The sequence below is a fragment of the Candidatus Kryptobacter tengchongensis genome (assembly GCF_001458555.1).
Lineage (GTDB): Bacteria > Bacteroidota > Ignavibacteria > Kryptoniales > Kryptoniaceae > Kryptonium > Kryptonium tengchongense.
In genome coordinates this window covers 1-17,782 of record NZ_CZVH01000087.1, presented here as the reverse complement: position 1 = coordinate 17,782, position 17,782 = coordinate 1, and the positions used below count along the sequence as shown (strand labels likewise).

Annotated in this window: 18 protein-coding genes and 1 pseudogene; 13 read left to right on the top strand and 6 right to left on the bottom strand. The window is 37.3% G+C overall.

What is annotated here, in order from left to right; genetic code table 11:
* Positions 1-11: 11 nt before the first annotated feature.
* The 4 genes from AT685_RS07080 to upp form a co-directional block, all read right to left on the bottom strand.
* On the bottom strand, positions 12-1,007 hold the full coding sequence (locus AT685_RS07080) for a sugar phosphate nucleotidyltransferase (protein WP_072152094.1): 996 nt from the start codon (positions 1,005-1,007) through the stop codon (positions 12-14).
* A gap of 61 nt (positions 1,008-1,068) precedes the next feature.
* Entirely contained in the window at positions 1,069-1,611 is a 543-nt protein-coding gene (locus AT685_RS07075) for an LOG family protein (protein ID WP_072152093.1), read from the bottom strand.
* Between the two features lie 3 nt (positions 1,612-1,614).
* Positions 1,615-2,616, bottom strand: coding sequence for a FecCD family ABC transporter permease (locus AT685_RS07070; protein WP_072152092.1), 1,002 nt, complete (start codon positions 2,614-2,616; stop codon positions 1,615-1,617).
* A 16-nt stretch (positions 2,617-2,632) separates the two neighbouring features.
* Positions 2,633-3,265, bottom strand: a complete 633-nt coding sequence (gene upp, locus AT685_RS07065; protein WP_072151016.1) for a uracil phosphoribosyltransferase — start codon at positions 3,263-3,265, stop codon at positions 2,633-2,635.
* Positions 3,266-3,514: 249 nt separating this feature from the next.
* Here upp and AT685_RS07055 point away from each other — a divergent pair.
* The 13 genes and pseudogenes from AT685_RS07055 to xerA all read left to right on the top strand — a co-directional run bounded on the left by AT685_RS07055 (position 3,515) and on the right by xerA (position 15,857).
* A pseudogene (locus AT685_RS07055) lies at positions 3,515-4,694 on the top strand (thiolase family protein).
* An 89-nt stretch (positions 4,695-4,783) separates the two neighbouring features.
* Positions 4,784-5,659: a 3-hydroxybutyryl-CoA dehydrogenase gene (locus AT685_RS07050; protein ID WP_143713170.1), complete on the top strand. Its 876-nt coding sequence runs from the start codon at positions 4,784-4,786 to the stop codon at positions 5,657-5,659.
* The gene (locus AT685_RS07045) at positions 5,656-6,804 is read left to right on the top strand and encodes an acyl-CoA dehydrogenase (protein WP_072152090.1); all 1,149 of its coding nucleotides are present in this window, start codon (positions 5,656-5,658) and stop codon (positions 6,802-6,804) included. Before AT685_RS07050 ends, AT685_RS07045 begins: the two co-directional genes overlap by 4 nt.
* Before the next feature lie 115 nt (positions 6,805-6,919).
* Positions 6,920-8,371 carry a glutamate--tRNA ligase gene (gene gltX / locus AT685_RS07040; protein ID WP_072152089.1) on the top strand — a complete coding sequence of 484 codons (1,452 nt, stop codon included), beginning with the start codon at positions 6,920-6,922 and terminating at the stop codon, positions 8,369-8,371.
* Positions 8,356-9,498, top strand: a complete 1,143-nt coding sequence (locus AT685_RS07035) for a heparan-alpha-glucosaminide N-acetyltransferase domain-containing protein (protein WP_072152088.1) — start codon at positions 8,356-8,358, stop codon at positions 9,496-9,498. The genes gltX and AT685_RS07035 overlap by 16 nt, the downstream gene beginning before the upstream one ends.
* Before the next feature lie 15 nt (positions 9,499-9,513).
* Positions 9,514-10,536, top strand: a complete 1,023-nt coding sequence (locus tag AT685_RS07030; RefSeq protein WP_072152087.1) for a zinc-binding dehydrogenase — start codon at positions 9,514-9,516, stop codon at positions 10,534-10,536.
* Positions 10,537-10,675: 139 nt separating this feature from the next.
* On the top strand, positions 10,676-11,452 hold the full coding sequence (locus tag AT685_RS07025; RefSeq protein WP_072152086.1) for an enoyl-CoA hydratase/isomerase family protein: 777 nt from the start codon (positions 10,676-10,678) through the stop codon (positions 11,450-11,452).
* 1 nt (position 11,453) lies between these two features.
* Positions 11,454-12,014, top strand: coding sequence for an adenine phosphoribosyltransferase (locus AT685_RS07020; protein WP_072150233.1), 561 nt, complete (start codon positions 11,454-11,456; stop codon positions 12,012-12,014).
* Positions 12,014-12,502, top strand: coding sequence for a DUF2721 domain-containing protein (locus tag AT685_RS07015; RefSeq protein ID WP_072152085.1), 489 nt, complete (start codon positions 12,014-12,016; stop codon positions 12,500-12,502). The genes AT685_RS07020 and AT685_RS07015 overlap by 1 nt, the downstream gene beginning before the upstream one ends.
* A 13-nt stretch (positions 12,503-12,515) precedes the next feature.
* A complete protein-coding gene (smpB, locus tag AT685_RS07010) occupies positions 12,516-12,980 on the top strand; it encodes an SsrA-binding protein SmpB (RefSeq protein WP_072150231.1) in 465 nt (154 codons plus the stop codon).
* A 57-nt stretch (positions 12,981-13,037) separates the two neighbouring features.
* The gene (tyrS, locus tag AT685_RS07005) at positions 13,038-14,240 is read left to right on the top strand and encodes a tyrosine--tRNA ligase (protein ID WP_072152109.1); all 1,203 of its coding nucleotides are present in this window, start codon (positions 13,038-13,040) and stop codon (positions 14,238-14,240) included.
* Between the two features lie 21 nt (positions 14,241-14,261).
* On the top strand, positions 14,262-14,807 hold the full coding sequence (locus AT685_RS07000; RefSeq protein ID WP_234696307.1) for a pyruvoyl-dependent arginine decarboxylase: 546 nt from the start codon (positions 14,262-14,264) through the stop codon (positions 14,805-14,807).
* Between the two features lie 147 nt (positions 14,808-14,954).
* Positions 14,955-15,857, top strand: a complete 903-nt coding sequence (gene xerA / locus AT685_RS06995) for a site-specific tyrosine recombinase/integron integrase (RefSeq protein ID WP_072152084.1) — start codon at positions 14,955-14,957, stop codon at positions 15,855-15,857.
* 4 nt (positions 15,858-15,861) lie between these two features.
* Here xerA and AT685_RS06990 read toward each other — a convergent pair whose 3' ends face one another.
* Positions 15,862-16,998, bottom strand: coding sequence for a hypothetical protein (locus AT685_RS06990; RefSeq protein ID WP_072152083.1), 1,137 nt, complete (start codon positions 16,996-16,998; stop codon positions 15,862-15,864).
* A gap of 247 nt (positions 16,999-17,245) precedes the next feature.
* Positions 17,246-17,782 (bottom strand): vWA domain-containing protein (locus AT685_RS08470; protein WP_200741669.1); only part of this gene is annotated, 537 nt, incomplete at its 5' end.

The window sequence follows — 17,782 nt, the reverse complement described above, 5'->3', positions numbered from 1 at the left end:
TATGTTTTGTTTCAATAAAACTCAACTTCTGATGAATCTCCAATGTTAACCCTTTTATAATCACCCTTAACAACAGCCCCGCTCCCAACAATTGATGATTCAAGAAGTGCATTTTGAATCTTTGCGTCATCACCTATAATTGAGTTTCTTATAATTGAATATGAAATTTCAACCCCATCCGAGACCGTCGTATATGGTCCGATGATTGAATTTTCAATTTTACTCGTTGGAGATATATAAACAGGCGGGATGAGCAAAACATTTTCAAGCTTTCCAAGTCTTCTAAAGTTCATCCCATTTTTTTCAAGCAAAAATTTATTTGTCTCAAGGAGGGTTTCTGGTTTACCACAGTCGTACCATCCATCAATTTCAAAAACCTTTATCTTTTCCCCTTTGTTCAGCATAATTTGAAGCGCATCTGTAAGCTGATATTCACCCCTTGTTTTAATCTCACCCTCAACAACCTCCTCAAGCGATTCTTTTAAAAGTTTTGGATTTTTAATCAGATAAATCCCAACGATAGCAAGATTGCTTTCGGGTTGAGTTGGCTTTTCAACGAGCTTTTTAGCAAAATTATCTCCATCAAGAAGCACAACCCCAAATCTTCTCGGGTCATCAACAGGTTTCACACCGATCGTTGTAAATTTGCTTTTCAAAAATTTTGAAAGATCAAAATCAAAGATTGTATCTCCAAGAATTATCAAAACTTCGTCATCCTTCTCAAAGAATTCCCTTGCAAGATAAACAGCATGTCCAAGCCCAAGTGGTTCTTTTTGCTCAATAAACTCAAAATTTACATCTGGATAACTTGATACAGTATAACTTTTTATCTTTTCACCCAAATGACCGATTACAAGCAAGATATCTTTTATTGAATTTTCAACAAGCTTGTCAATTATATGACCAAGTATTGGTTTGCCTGCGACATTTAATAAAACTTTTGGTTGAGTATAAGTATGGGGACGCAATCTCGTCCCTATCCCTGCAACTGGGATAATCGCTTTCATTGTTAAAGACCCATTTAGTTTATGTTCGCTTTAATATAAAAAATCAATCCGTTATTTTCAATTACTTATATGCAATTAATCTCTGTGCCATATACTTAACAATTTCATCTATGTTGTTCATAACCCTGATGAATTCAGCAGCATCTTCTCGTGATTCATATCTTAACTGCTCGGAGATGATTTCAATAACTGGGCTCCAGAACCTAACAGCAATAAATGGTTTTGGATTTATCAAACCCTTATTCATCAGCTCCCACACGAGCGAAATTTCAACTAAGGTTCCCGTTCCACCTTTCAAAACCACATAGCCATCGCCTTTCCCAATTAAAATTTTCAATCTCTCAAACAAATCCCTTGCTTTTATCTCCTCATCTATCCATTTATTTGCTGAGCCTCCGAAAGTTGCAACTGTGATTCCAATTGTTTTAGCTCCTGCCTCTTTTGCGCCCCTTGCTGTTGCTTCCATTATTCCACCATATCCACCATTGCAAATCGTGAAACCAACCTTTCCAAGTTCATATCCAAGTTTTCTTGCAAATTCATATTCAATTTCGCCTTCAACTGGTTTTGAGCTTCCGAATATAGTTATGATTTTTTCGCCCATCTTTCAACTTGATTTTTCTTTTTTCAAAAGATAAACAAAAAACGGGGCACCGAAAAGCGCTGTAATTGAACCCACGGGAAGTTCATTGGGATATAAAATAACACGCACAATTGTATCAGCAAGGAGCAAAGTTATTCCGCCAGCGAAAAAAGATGTCGGTATCAAAATTCTATAATCAACACTGAAAATTTTACGACACACATGTGGAACAACAAGCCCTATGAAACCAATTACGCCGGTGATTGAGACAATTACGGCTGTTAAGACAGAGGCAACAAAATAAGATGCCCTTTTTGTAAATTCAGCATCAATTCCAAGCTGTTTGGCGATCTCCTCCCCCATCGCAAGTAAATTGAGCCGGTATGAGTGAATAAAAGTTAACACAAAAGAAATTAACACAACTATACATATCAAAATTGATTGTTTCAAATTCACACTTGAAAGATTTCCCAATAGCCAAAAGAGCACATTTTTCAGTGATTCATTTGAAATGGTTATTATGATTAAAATCAATGCAGAGAAGAATGCACCGGTCATTATCCCACTTAACAGCATTGTGTTTATGTCAATAACCCCTCTTCTTTTCCCAAGGAAATAAACTAAAATTGTGACAAGAAGAGAGCCGGCAAGAGCTAAAATTGGTGTAAAAGCAAATGAAAATGAACCTATGAGGGCTATTGACACCACTGCACCAAAAGCAGAGCCACTTGAGATGCCAAGTATGTATGGTTCAGCCAGCGGGTTTCGTATAATTGCCTGCAAAATTGCACCGGCAACCGCAAGCCCACCTCCAGCGAAAATAGAGGTCAAAATCCTTGGAAAACGAATCTGAAGAATTATAATTTTATCAATTTCATCTGCATGACCGAGCAAAAAGCTTAAAACCCTGCCCAACTCAATTTTAATCCCACTTTCAGAACCCCCAATTGAAATTGAAAATAGAGACATAGAAAGGAGTAAAGAAACGAGAACGAAGGTATAAAAAATTAATTTTCTTAGCTTCAACTCTCAAACTTTAAACTTAGTTTTCCGTTCCAAAAATTCTGTCACCGGCATCGCCAAGTCCTGGGAGGATGAAACCTTTATGATTTAACTGTCTATCAAGGACAGCGACATAAATTTGGACATCTGGATGTTCAGTTGTTAACTTGGTAATCCCCTCCGGCGCAGCAATCAAACTCACAACTTTTATTCTTGATGCGCCCCTTTCTTTAAGGTAAGAAACGGCAGCACAAATGCTCCCACCTGTTGCAAGCATCGGGTCAAGAATTATGATTATGCTTTTATCAAGATTTTTGGGGAATTTGAAATAATAATCAACTGGTTTTAAAGTTTCCTCATCCCGATAAAGCCCAATGTGACCAACCCTTGCCTCGGGGATCAAATCAAGAAATGCATCAACCATTCCAAGCCCAGCTCTCAAAATTGGAACAAGAACAATTTCATCTCTTAAAACATGACCCTGCGTAACCTCAAGCGGAGTCTCAACCTCCCTGCTGAGAAGCTCAAGATCTTTTGTCACCTCAAAAGCCATAAGAGATGTCAACCTGCGCAAAATATTTCTAAATGTTGAACTTGGTGTGTTCTTATCCCGAAGATATGTTAAATCCCTCTTGATGAGCGGGTGATCAATGATCAATAAATTATTGCCCATCAGCGCTTGCAATTTTTATTTTAAGTTAAAAATTTGAATTTGAAAATGCAATTTTTAGCAAAGTTGAATGTTAAATTTGAATTCACTATATTTTTGAATGAGAAATTTCAAGGATACTTTCACATGGAAAATAAAAGCAAGATAAAAAACGAAAACCGCTTAAATAACTTTGGCAACTTTTACTTCTCTATTCAAATTTTAGAACGGGGCACTACCTTTTCTATACAAAACTAACCTGTGGAGGGATTTATGAAAGAAGTTGTAATAGCAAGCGCATGTCGCACACCTATCGGTTCATTTAATGGGGCATTAAGTCCCCTACCAGCACCTAAACTTGGGGCAATTGTAATTGAAGAAGCCTTAAGAAGAGCCAATGTTCCAAAAGAGATGGTTGATGAGGTTATAATGGGTTGCGTTTTAACAGCAGGAGTTGGTCAAGCGCCAGCTCGTCAAGCTGCTATATTTGCGGGATTGCCAACAAAAGTTGAATGTATGACAATTAACAAAGTCTGTGGTTCTGGTCTTAAAGCAGTTATGCTTGCAACTCAAGCAATAAAACTTGGCGATGCTGATATAATTGTAGCTGGGGGGGATGGAAAGTATGTCAAATGCTCCTTATTTACTTGAGAAAGCAAGAACTGGCTACAGGATGGGACATGGGCAGTTAATTGATTCTATGATAAAAGATGGACTTTGGGATGTTTATAATGACTTTCACATGGGAAACGCTGGGGAACTATGCGCAAGGGAATGTAACATTTCAAGAGAAGAGCAAGATGAGTTTGCTATGTTAAGTTATAAACGAGCTCTTGAGGCGATTGAAAAAGGTTATTTTAAAGATGAAATTGTCCCAGTTCCAGTACCTCAACCAAAAGGAGAAACCACAATCGTTTCGGAAGATGAAGAACCTAAAAAAGTAATTTTTGAAAAAATACCTAAATTAAAACCGGCTTTTGACCCGAATGGTACCATAACCCCTGCGAACGCCTCAAAGATAAACGATGGCGCAGCAGCGCTTGTTTTAATGTCAAAAGAAAAAGCAGATGAACTCGGGATAAAACCAATTGCGAGAATTGTCGCCTATACCTCCGCTGCAAAAGATCCCGCCTGGTTTACAACGGCACCAGTTGATGCAATTGAGAAAGTTTTGAGAAAAGCAAATATGAAAAAGGAAGACATAGACCTTTTTGAAGTAAATGAAGCCTTTGCGGTTGTCGCTTTGGCAACCTCAAAACTTGGAGGAATACCAATTGAAAAAATGAATATTCACGGTGGGGCAGTTGCACTCGGACACCCAATCGGTGCAAGTGGCGCAAGAATTTTGACAACACTTTTGTATGCAATGAAAAGAAAAGAAGCAAAATTTGGGCTCGCTGCAATTTGCATCGGCGGTGGCGAAGCAAGCGCTGTAATAGTTGAAAGACTTTAAAATTAAATACTGAGTGCGATATAGGTAAATTGAAATTGTGAAGTAGAAACTAAATAAAAACAAAAAAAATGGGAGCACATACTATGGAGATCAAAAAAATTACCGTCGTTGGTGCTGGGACAATGGGAAGTGGGATTGCTCATGTTCTTTCTCAAAACGGCTATCTTGTAAATTTAATTGACATTAACAAGAGCGTCCTTGAAAAAGCTATAAATGTGATAAGACAGAATATGGACAGGCAAATTAAAAAAGGCTTGATGACCGAGGAAGAGAAAGAACAGGCAATAGCAAGAATTAACACACTAACTTCACTTGAAAGCGGGGCAAAGGACGCTGACTTTGTAATTGAAGCAGCAACCGAGAATGTAAAAATCAAAAAAGATATCTTCAAATCCCTTGATCTTGTATGCAAACCCGAAACGATCCTTGCAACAAACACATCATCAATTTCAATAACAGAGATTGCTTCTGCTACAAATCGCCCCGATAAGGTCATAGGAATGCATTTCTTCAACCCTGTCCCCGTCATGAAACTTGTTGAAATAATCCGAGGACATGATACCTCCGATGAAACATTTAGAATTACAAAAGAACTTGCAGAAAGGCTCGGCAAAACAACAGTTGAGGTTAAAGATTATCCAGGCTTTGTCTCAAATCGCATTTTAATGCCTATGATAAACGAGGCGATTTACTGCTTAATGGAAGGCGTCGCATCAGCCGAAGATATTGACACAGTTATGAAGCTTGGGATGAATCATCCAATGGGACCACTTGCTCTTGCGGACTTAATCGGTCTTGATGTGTGTCTCTCAATTATGAATGTTCTTTATGAAGGATTTGGAGATCCCAAATACAGACCATGTCCATTACTTAAAAAGATGGTTGCATCTGGATATCTTGGCAGGAAAACAGGTAAAGGATTTTATGATTATACTCAACAACAAAATAATAAAACACAGCAATGAACTTCCAATTTACAGAAGAACAGTTAATGATTAAGGAAACCGCAAGAAAATTTGCGGTTGAAGAATTAGCGCCAAAAGCCTCTGAAAGAGACGAAAAAGAAGAATTCCCTCACGAAGAAATTAAAAAGCTTGCGGAACTCGGCTTCATGGGAATGATGACATCAGAAAAATATGGCGGTGCAGGTCTTGATACAATTAGTTATGTCCTCGCAATGGAAGAAATCTCAAAAGTTGATGCATCAGTTGGAGTGATAATGTCCGTAAATAATTCGCTTGTGTGTTGGCCAATTGAAACATTTGGAACAGAGGAACAAAAACTTAAATACCTCCCACGACTTGCCCGCGGAGAATTGCTTGGTGCATTTTGCCTTTCAGAGCCCGAAGCTGGAAGTGATGCATCAAATCAAAGAACAACAGCCACGAGAGATGGTAATTTTTATATCTTGAATGGGACTAAAAATTTCATCACAAACGGCGTTTACGCAAACATCTTGATCGTTTTCGCCCAAACTGATAAAGAAAAGGGCTCAAAAGGAATTTCCGCTTTCATAGTTGAGAAAGATCTCCCAGGTGTTATAGTCACAAAAAAAGAAAAGAAACTTGGAATTAGGAGCTCTGATACCGCACAAATTGTCTTTGAGGATTGTAAAGTCCCCGCAGTTAATCGGCTCGGCGATGAAGGAATGGGCTTTAAAATCGCAATGACAACCTTAAATGGAGGAAGGATTGGAATCGCTGCACAAGCACTTGGCATCGCACAAGCATCACTTGAGGCATCAATAAAATATGCAAAGGAAAGGAAAACATTTGGAAAATTTCTCGCCGAGCACCAAGCAATTCAGTTCAAAATCGCGGATATGGCAACAAAAATTGAAGCTGCAAGGTTATTAACACTCCTTGCTGCATGGAAAAAAGACAGAGGCGAAAGATATGTCAAGGAAGCTTCAATGGCTAAATTATTCGCCTCCCAAATTGCCGTTGAAGCAGCGCTTGAAGCCGTACAAATACATGGTGGCTATGGCTACATCAAAGACTTCCCAGTTGAAAGATATCTTCGCGACTCAAAAATTACGGAAATCTATGAGGGAACATCAGAAATCCAACGCATCATCATCGCAAGAGAACTACTTGAGATGAAAGTATAACCTTTGGATTTAAAGTTTCATTTGGCTATATTATGCCAAATAAAATCTAATTTCCGCCCTGGGATAACCAGGGCACTTTTTAATTTAAAAATCAAAGTGATGTGATTTCCAAACCGTGTCTGTAAGAACTCGCTTTGCCCCAAGCCCGACTGGATTTCTGCATGTTGGCGGTTTAAGAACCGCGCTCTATAATTATCTTTTTGCGAAAAAACATAATGGTCAATTCATCCTCCGCATAGAAGACACAGACCAAACACGTATTGTCCCGGGGGCTATTGAAAATCTTATAGAAACATTAAAATGGGCAGGAATTGAATTTGACGAAGGACCAGGTAAAGGCGGTCCCTATGGTCCGTATATTCAATCGCAAAGATTGGAACTTTACCATAAACACGCTTACGAACTCGTTGAAAAGGGATATGCCTATTACTGTTTCTGTTCCCCGGAGAGACTTGAAAAGATGAGAGAAGAACAGATAAAACTCAAACAAGCACCAAGATACGATGGCACCTGCAGAAGATTATCTCAAGATGAAGTTAAGAGAAAACTTAGTGAGGGAATCCCAAAAACAATAAGAATGAAAATCCCAGAATGGGGCGAACTAACATTTCATGATTTGATCCGTGGCGATGTAACGATAAATTTTAAGGTTCTTGATGACCAGATAATTTTAAAATCAGACGGTTTCCCCACATATCATCTTGCTGTTGTGGTTGATGATCATTATATGAAGATATCTCATGTAATTCGTGGCGAAGAATGGTTACCAAGCACACCGAAACATATCTTACTTTACGAATACTTAAACTGGGAAAAGCCACAATTTGCACATTTACCACTGCTCCTAAACCCCGATAGAACTAAGCTAAGCAAAAGACAGGGAGATGTCGCCGTTGAGGATTATAGAGCAAAAGGATATCTACCTGAAGCAATTGTAAACTTCATCGCATTGCTCGGTTGGAATCCCGGCGATGAGAGAGAATTCTTTACACTTGATGAACTTATAAAAGAATTTTCACTTGAAAGAGTTAATAAAGCTGGTGCAATTTTTGACATAAAGAAGCTCAACTGGATGAACTCCCACTACATCAAAAATTCCGACCTTGACAGGATAACCAAACTTGCGATCCCATTTTTAGAGGGAAAAGGATATGATGTATCAAACTTTCAAAAAGTTAGAATAATCGTTGAAGCAGTAAGGACACATCTTGAATATCTCGCACAAATCGTTGATTATGTTGATATCTTCTTCTCTGAAGAAGTTCGGATTGAAAATGGCGAGGCACAAGAAATGATGAGGCTTGAAACCAGTAAAATCGTCATTGAAACTTTTATCCATAAATTGAAAAACCTTGCCACAGAAATAGACAGAGATAAATTCAAACAACTCGCAAAAGAAATACAAAGTGAAACAGGTATAAAAGGCAAAAACCTTTTCATGCCGATAAGAATAGCCCTCACCGGGAAAACACACGGTCCAGAACTCCCGCTTATAATTGAGTATTTCGGAAAAGAAAAAGTAAAACAAAGATTGGAGGATTTTCTTAAAACATGGGTGGTCGTTTGAGGTTTATTGATGTATTTCGTGGACTTGCGATAATCTTAATGTTGCATGGACATACAGCAGATGCTCTTTTAAGCCCAAATGAAAAAGCAAGCACAATATTTCAAATCTACACAATTTTCCGTGGCTTTACAGCTCCAATGTTTCTTTTTATTTCAGGATTTGCTTTCTCAATCACAACCCTTAAAAATGCTGACGAATACTTGAAACTTTCTCCAAAATTCTTAAAACGAATCAGAAAATTCCTATTCATCACCTCACTTGGATATTTTCTCCACCTTCCTTATCTATCCTTAAAAAAATTATTAAACGAGTCAAGTTTTGAAGTTCTTTCAGCCCTTTTTTCCTCTGATGTTCTGCAAGTTATAGGCATTTCACTTTTAACATTGCAGATTATGTTATTTCTATCAAAAGACCCTGTTAAGTTTTCAAAGATATCACTTTATGCTGGAATTATTGTGTTTTTAATTTCGCCATTTCTTTTCATGTTTGATTTTTCAAATTTTCTCCCTTTATTCCTTTCTCAATATCTTAACACTTTCCACGGTTCAAAATTTCCTCTCTTCCCATGGATGGGCTATATCCTATTTGGCAATTATATCGGTTATAAATTCACGAGCAACTTAAAACTTGGACATGCTGAAACTTTCATGAGCAAAATTTTTAAACTTTCAACTTTAACCTTCCCTGTCGCATTTGCCCTTGAATTTGGATATGAGATGATCATAAATTCAAATCAATTCCTAATCTATTCAAGTCCATTCCTTTCGCTTTCCCGGCTTTCGTTTGTGATGATTGTTTTCTATCTTATATGGAAACTTGAAAAAGCGATAAGTTTAAAATTTCATCCCTTGCAAATTTTCGGAATGGAATCGCTTTTTGCGTATGTCTTTCATCTCATGGTCATATACGGAAGCCCATTGAACCCCACCATTTCTTTTTCTGCGTTATGGAGAGAATCTTTAGGTTATCATCATGTATTTATTCTCTTCCTAAGCCTTGCTGTAATTGTATTCTTAACTTCGTATCTTTTACAAATGATAAAGCTACAAAACCACCGAACTATTGATTATCTAAAATACGCCATTGTTAACATAGTTCTTTTGGTATTCTTTTTAAATCCACATTAAATAAAAGAGTAAAAAATGAGAGCAATCGCAATTACAGAATTTGGTGGACGTGACAAACTTAAACTTATGACTTTACCCGAGCCTAAACCAAAAGCTGGAGAAGTTCTCATTCAACTAAAAGCAGCAAGTTTAAACCATCTTGATATCTGGGTTAGAAATGGGCTCTACAAAATTCCATTCCCACATATACTTGGTGCAGATGGCGCTGGTATAATAGCTGAAGTTGGGGAGGGAGTTACTCACTTAAAAATCGGGGAAAAAGTTTTAATCTCGCCTGGAATCGGTTGCGGTGTTTGCCAGGAATGCACTTCTGGAAGGGAAAACTTTTGTAAGCTATATCATATTCTTGGGGTTCAAAAAGACGGAACATACGCTGAATATGTCGCATTGCCAGCTCAAAATGTTTTGCCAATGCCGGCAAACCTTGATTTTGAATCAGCTTCTTCCATTCCTCTTGTGTTTTTAACCGCTTGGCATGCACTCGTAACTCGTGGCGGGATAAGACCTGGAATGAAGGTTTTAATTCATGCTGCGGGAAGTGGCGTTGGAATTGCCGCAATTCAAATCGCAAAGCTATTTAACGCAATCGTTTTTACAACCGCAGGAAGTGATGAAAAACTTGAAAAAGCAAAATCTCTTGGAGCTGATGTTTTGATAAATTATAAACAGGAGGACTTTCAAGAAAGATTAAAAATAGAAACACAAGGTGAGGGAATTGACTTAATCCTTGACCATGTTGGATTTGATACAGTTATGAAAGGATTGAAATCATTGAAAAAAGGAGGTAAACTAATAACGCTTGGTGCAACAAGCGGAAGTGAGGTCCCCATTGAGTTAAGGTTTGTCTACGGCAAGAATTTATCAATAGAAGGGATTTACATGGGAAGCAAAGGGGAATTGATGGAAGTGTTAAAATTTTTCCAGAGTGGAAAATTAAAACCGGTGATACATAAAGTTCTACCACTTGAAGAAGCTCAAGAGGCACACAGAATACTTGAAGATAGAGAGGTTTTCGGAAAGGTCGTTTTGAAAATTTAATCAATGATAGATGTTCTCTCGCCATTCATCAAGCGAAAAGGGGAAACAAAATCCATCTTTTACATTTTTAATGCTTTAATTGATTTTGTCAAACAGAATGAGTAATTTTTAAACTGTTGGAAACAAAACACGAAAGAATATGTTTAATCAGATCATTTATGAAACGAACGACAGGATCGCAACGATAACGCTGAACAGACCTGAGAAAAGAAATGCACTTAACGCTGAACTCATTGACGAACTCCTGAAAGCGTTTGAACTTGCAACGGATGAAAAGATAAGATGTATCATTTTAACCGGGACTGGGAATTCATTTTGTGCTGGCGCAGATCTTGAGTATATTCAAAATCTTTCAAATTTGAACTCTTATGAAAATTATCTTGATGCCGAAAAACTTGCACAACTTTATCTTAAAATTTTCACCCATCCAAAATTGACAATTGCAATGGTAAATGGTTATGCGCTTGCTGGCGGATGTGGGCTTGCAAGTGTTTGTGATTTTGTGATCGCATCAAAAGAAAACGCTAAATTTGGGTATACCGAGCCAAAAATTGGCTTCATCCCTTCAATCGTGATGACATTTTTAATAAGAAGAATTTCATCTGGAAAGGCACGAGAACTTCTTTTAAGCGGAAACATAATTGACGCGGAAGAGGCAGTAAAAATCGGGCTTGCAAACTATTCAATACCTGACGCAGAGCTTAGAAATTTTACATTTAAATTTGCGGAAAACCTTATCATTGAAACAAGCTCTGAATCAATTAAATTTGTAAAAGAGATGCTTTCAAATATATATTCTATGGGATTACAGCAAGCGATTGAATACGCAAAAGCGATGAATTCAATTTCAAGGTTAACGCAGGATTGTAAAAAAGGTATAAACGCATTTTTAAAAAAAGAAAAGATCAAATGGTAAAATGAACGAAATTCAACTAACCGAGGTCAGCAAGAAACTTAAAAGTATAATCAGAAGTGTTCCCAACTTCCCGAAGGATGGCATCGTCTTCAGAGATATCACAACCCTTTTAAAGGATAAGGAAGCCTTTAAACTTGCTGTTGACACATTTTATCAAAAATACAAAGATATAAAAATTGACAAGGTTGTAAGCGTTGAATCCCGAGGTTTTATTTTTGGTTCAATTCTTGCATATCTTCTCGGCGCTGGATTTGTGCCGATACGAAAACCTGGAAAACTACCTGCTGAAAAGATAAGACAAGAATATCAACTTGAATATGGAACCGATGCTATGGAAGTTCATGCTGATGCGATTAAACCTGGCGAAAAAGTCCTTGTCCATGATGATCTACTTGCAACTGGTGGAACTGTCTCAGCAGCATGCAAATTAATAGAACGACTTGGTGGCGAGGTTGTCGGGATTTGCTTTTTAATTGAACTAAGCTTTTTGAATGGGCGAGAGCGCCTGAAAAACTATGACATATTTTCAATCATTCAGTATAACAGTGAACAAGAGATGTGATGAATAACGAATTTGTCTTAACAGCGACTCAAGCAATTCAGGCAATTCTGTCACCAGCAGTTATGATATCATCAAGCGCATTCTTTCTGTCAGGTTTGAATGCAAGACATTCAACACTTGTTAACAGGGTAAGACTGCTAAATGACGAAAAGCGAAAACTTATAAAAGAGCTTATAAAACAAGGTGAACTTGAATATACGGAAAATATCCGTTTCTTGAGCATAAAAAATCAAATTGACATACTTGTTAAGCGAATTTGGTATATAAGAAATGCGATGCTTTGCCACATAACAGCTGCTATGTTTTTTGTTCTAACATCATTTGCAATTGGATTAAATATATTTTTCTCAACCGCATTTATTCGGGAAATTCCACTTTATTTATTCATTGTTGGATTGTTACTTGTCCTCTGTGGTGTTTGCTTTCTTGGAATTGATGTTTTAATTTCGTATCGGGTTGTTTTAATTGAGGTAAAAAGCGAAGAATAAAAACTAATTACGAATGCAAGAAAAAATCAAAGTAGTAACGACAAATCGCAAAGCGCATCACGATTATGAAATTCTTGAAACAATTGAGGCTGGAATCGTCTTGAAAGGAACGGAAGTTAAATCACTTCGCCAAGGGAAAGTGAGTATACAGGATAGTTATGCGATAATCAAAGATGGTGAGGTATGGCTTTTAAATATGCACATCAGTCCATACGAGTATGGAAACATTCACAATCACGACCCGCTTCGGGATAAAAAATTACTCTTACATAAACACGAAATTATACGGCTTGCGACCAAAGTTAAAGAGCGTGGCTTGACTTTGATACCTTTGAAGGTTTACTTTAAAAATGGAAAAGCAAAAGTTGAACTTGCCCTCGTGCGTGGAAAGAGAAAGTATGAGAAGAAAGAAGATATAGCAGAAAGAGATTTGCAAAGGGAATTAAAACGAAGATATGCAGATAAATATCGTGAATAGATTTTAAAAACAAATGTGAAAATTGATGAGTTGAAATTTCCAAGCGTAAACGAACAAATGGATTTAATTAAACACGGAGCTGTGGAGATAATCCCTGAGGAGGAGCTCGTCAGAAAAATTGAAAACTCAATAAAAACTGGAAAACCCCTTAAAGTTAAGCTTGGATGTGACCCCACAAAACCAGACCTTCACCTGGGGCACTCAGTTGTGTTAAGAAAGTTAAGACATTTCCAAGAACTTGGGCATATAGCAGTTTTAATAATTGGCGATTTCACCGCAATGATCGGAGACCCATCAGGGCGAAGCAAAACAAGACCACAATTATCTTTTGAAGAAACAAGAATAAACGGACAAACTTATTTTGAACAAGCGAAAAAAATTTTACTTCCCGAAAGAGTTGAAATAAGATATAACTCCGAATGGCTTGGTAAAATGACTTTTGAAGATGTAATACGACTTGCCAGCAGATATACCGTCGCACGAATGCTTGAAAGAGACGACTTCAGCAAAAGATATAAATCAGGCGAACCAATAAGCATCCATGAACTTTTATACCCACTTGCACAAGCAATGGATTCAGTCGCTATTGAAGCGGACGTTGAACTTGGGGGAACAGATCAAAAATTTAACCTCCTTGTTGGGAGAGATATCCAAAGAGAATTTGGGCAAGAGCCCCAAGTGATAATAACAATGCCGCTTCTTCTCGGCACCGACGGTGTTGAAAAAATGAGCAAGTCTCTTGACAATTATATCGCCCTAAACGATCCACCTTCGGAAATGTATGGTAAAACCATGTCAATACCTGACGAATTGATCTATGATTATTTTCTTCTAACAACAGATTTACCACCGAAGGAAATTGAAGAGATACGAAAAAAACTTCAAGATCCAAATGTTAACCCAAGAGATTTAAAAAGACGCCTGGCTTGGGAACTTGTGAGAATGTATCATGGAACCGAATCAGCAAACAAAGCACAAGAAGAATTTGATAAAATTTTCGTCCGAAAAGAAATCCCAGAAGAAATTGAAGAATTTGAGCTTGAAACCAATGATCAAAAACTTAGAGTTGTTGAGCTCCTTGTTCAGACAAAATTGGCAAGTTCAAAAAGTGAGGCAAAAAGATTAATTCAACTTGGTGGCGTAAGCATTAACGGCAATAAAATCAACGATATTGATGCGGTGGTTGAACTCGAAAAATCATTTGTCATAAAAGTTGGAAAACGTAAGTTTCTGAGAATAAAACCAAAAATTAAAAACTAAATTAAAGGAGGAAGATTAAAATTGTATGTCCCAACAAAAATGTTTTTGACCAAGGGGGTCGGCCGTCATAGGGAAAAACTTACAAGCTTTGAAATGGCTTTAAGAGATGCAGGAATCGCGCAATTTAATCTCGTCCGCGTCTCAAGCATATTTCCCCCTGGGTGTAAAATAATCCCTAAAAACAAAGGGCTTGAATATTTAAAACCGGGTCAAATCGTCCATGTTGTCATAAGCCAGGAGTCAAGCAACGAGCCAAATAGGTTAATCGCAGCCTCAATTGGTGTTGCTATACCAGCTGACTCTGAACAATTCGGATATCTTTCAGAACATCACGCCTTCGGTCAAACTGATGATAAAGCTGGTGAATACGCTGAAGACCTCGCAGCAACGATGCTCGCAACAACTCTTGGTCTTGAATTTGACCCGAACACAAGCTGGGACGAAAGAGAACAAGTATGGAAAATGAGCGGAAAAATTGTAAGGACATTTAATATAACTCAATCTGCGATAGTTGATAAAACAGGATTATGGACAACAGTTGTTGCAGCTGCGGTTTTAATTCCATAAAAAGGTAAGAAGGAAAGGGCAGGCGGGGGGAACCTGCCCTGCGGGGGAACCCAGGGCGGGGGATACCCTGGGTGAGGGAAACTCATTCTAACTTAACCTGATATAAATATAATACATCCCTCAATAAAAGTCAAGTTTCATCAAAAAGTGCAAAACGAAATAAGAAAATTCCTTGAATATCTTGACGCAGAGCGAAACTATTCTAACAGAACTATTGAAGCATATCATGATGCTTTATACGAATTTTACTCCTTCATCGTAAATCAAACAAAACAAAAAGCAAATGTATCAAAAATTGACAGAGCTTTGATAAGAGATTACCTTTCTTACTTACATTCCCGGGGATTGAAAAAAACAAGCATATCTTTGAAACTATCAGCGATCAAATCTTTCTTTAAATTCCTAAGCAGGTTTAAAATCATCTCATCAAATCCAACCGTGGGATTTTCACTCAAAACCGAAAGATCATTGCCGGTTTTCCTTGAAGAAAGCAAAATTGAAAAGCTGATGAATCTACCCGATTTAAAAACTAACGAAGGAATAAGAGACAGAGCAATTCTTGAAACACTTTATAGCACGGGCGTAAGGGTAAGTGAGCTCTGCGGAATGAACATTGATGATGTTGACTTCACAAATGGAACCATCAAAGTCCTCGGTAAAGGAGCAAAGGTTAGGTTTGTTCCTTTCGGTAAAAAAGCAAAGGAAGCACTAAAAGAATATCTCAACATAAGGGGAAATTTTACAACATCACAACAAACAAATGATGATAAAAAAGCCTTATTCTTATCAAAAAATGGAAAAAGAATCACAAGTGCTGAGGTTTATCAAATCGTTAGCAAATATATATCCGCGATCTCAGACATTGAAAAAAAAGGACCTCATGTTCTAAGGCATTCATTTGCAACACATCTTTTGAATCATGGTGCTGATATAATGGCTGTGAAGGAACTCCTCGGACATTCAAGTTTATCAACAACTCAAAGATACACTCATGTTACAGTTGAGCATCTCAAGAAAACTTACAAACTCGCCCATCCACGATCTGAATAAATTCTCACATAAGTCCCATTTTTTTTCTCATAAACCATTCAACTGAGAGAAAAATTATAACCATTATGAGAGGTTCAAATCTTGACCACAGGAAATATTCTCTTTTCTTTTCAATAATTGACGGCTTAAAATCAGATATAGAAGCTATTAGTTTACCCAGTGCATCAATTTCATCACTGCTTAAAAAAACACCGTTTGTTTTTGAAGCAATTTCGCGGAGAAGTTTTGAGTCCACTCGCGTGTTTAGATACTCAATTTCAGCTTCTCCAACTGTAAAACGACCCACAAAATTTTTCAAAACTTTCCCGCTCCTTGATGAAACATTCACCTCATACCTATAATCACCTTTTGAAAGATAAACACCCCCAGAATAAACCCCTGGGCTTATCTGTTCAAGTTTAATTTCACGAATAACCTCTTCATCCAACTGATTTAAAATTTTAACCCTGACCTCTGCCTCACTTATAGGCGAATAATCTTCGCTGTAAACCTGAGCTGAAAATTCTATTTTTTCATCTTCAGTGAAAAAATCTTTAGCAATTTTAAATTTTACAAATTCCTCTTCAACAGGTGCGATAAGCCAACGAACTAAATTATTAACAAAGTTTTCAAAAATTCCCTCAAATTCTTTATTTGGTGCTGTCATAAGTTTCCATCGCCAGATTCCATAACAGAGAATCGCGACTGATTTTCTACCGTCAAGTTGATTCGCAATTATCAACGGTTCATCAGTTTCAACATTTTGATACCTCGCCTTAGCAAGAACAATTGATCCGGCAGATGGACTAAAACTACCACGAAGTTTAAAAATCGGTGGCAAAATGTTCCAAACATAGTTCTTGTCTTTCAAATCCATAATTGCATGATTTCTTCCGTCCTCAGTTATAATTAAATTCACAATATCTTCATCACCGAAAAGTCTTGAAAACTTAAACGGCAAAATTTCTGAAAGCAGTCTTAATTTATTAAACTCAATTGTTCTACTCATAACGAATAGAAACGGCTTGTTCTGTGACTCAATTACATTTTTCAATTTATTGATTATGTCAATATCAGATGTTTTAACTGGGTATCCAACAAATACAATTGCATCGGCTGTTTCGGCTTTTTTAAAATCAAAATTGCCTTCTATAAATTCCACGCCTTGTTTTTCAGTATATGAGACAACCTCATAATTTTTGTTCTCAGAAATAACCCTTTTAATGAAAGCAAGATCAGGGCTTGGGGCTCCGCTAATAAATAAAATTTTATGTTTACCCTTTAATACTTTGATATAAAATGACTTTTGATTGTTTTGGTATGTTACCTCGCCCGGAAGATGTTGAACCTTAACTGTAAATTTCTTTATACCCTCTTCTTTGGGAATAAATTTGAGATTAACAACATATTCATTGATACCAGCCCCCCAAACTTACCTTAGTCCTCGCTACCTCACCCTTCTCATCATAAAGAGAAAGGATAACATCATTCCCACCGAGTTCTGAGCTCTCAACTCTCACGATGACTGGGGTCTCAAGCCCCGCATAAGCTATTTCATTTGCCAAAACATCAACAACTTTTAAATCCTTTTGAACATTTGAGTCACCAACCCCAATTGTAAAAACTGGCATCCCGAGCTTTTCGGAAAAATAAACAGGATTCTCACCAGCGTTATAAACACCGTCCGAAACAAGAACAATTGCTTTTATATTCTCTTGGGCTGAAATTTCTTGAACTTTCCTCAAAGCTTCTGCGATGTTCGTCACTCCACCAGAAAATGAAAGTGACTCCGGATTAAAGTTTTTCTTTTCCTCAACATCCCTGGAGAAAATAAAAAACCTTTTATCACCTGGAATTTCAATTTGTTTTAATTTCTCGGCGATTTCTTTAACCAACTTCTTTCTATCCCCTATCCTGTCTTTTATACCCATACTTTTTGAGTTATC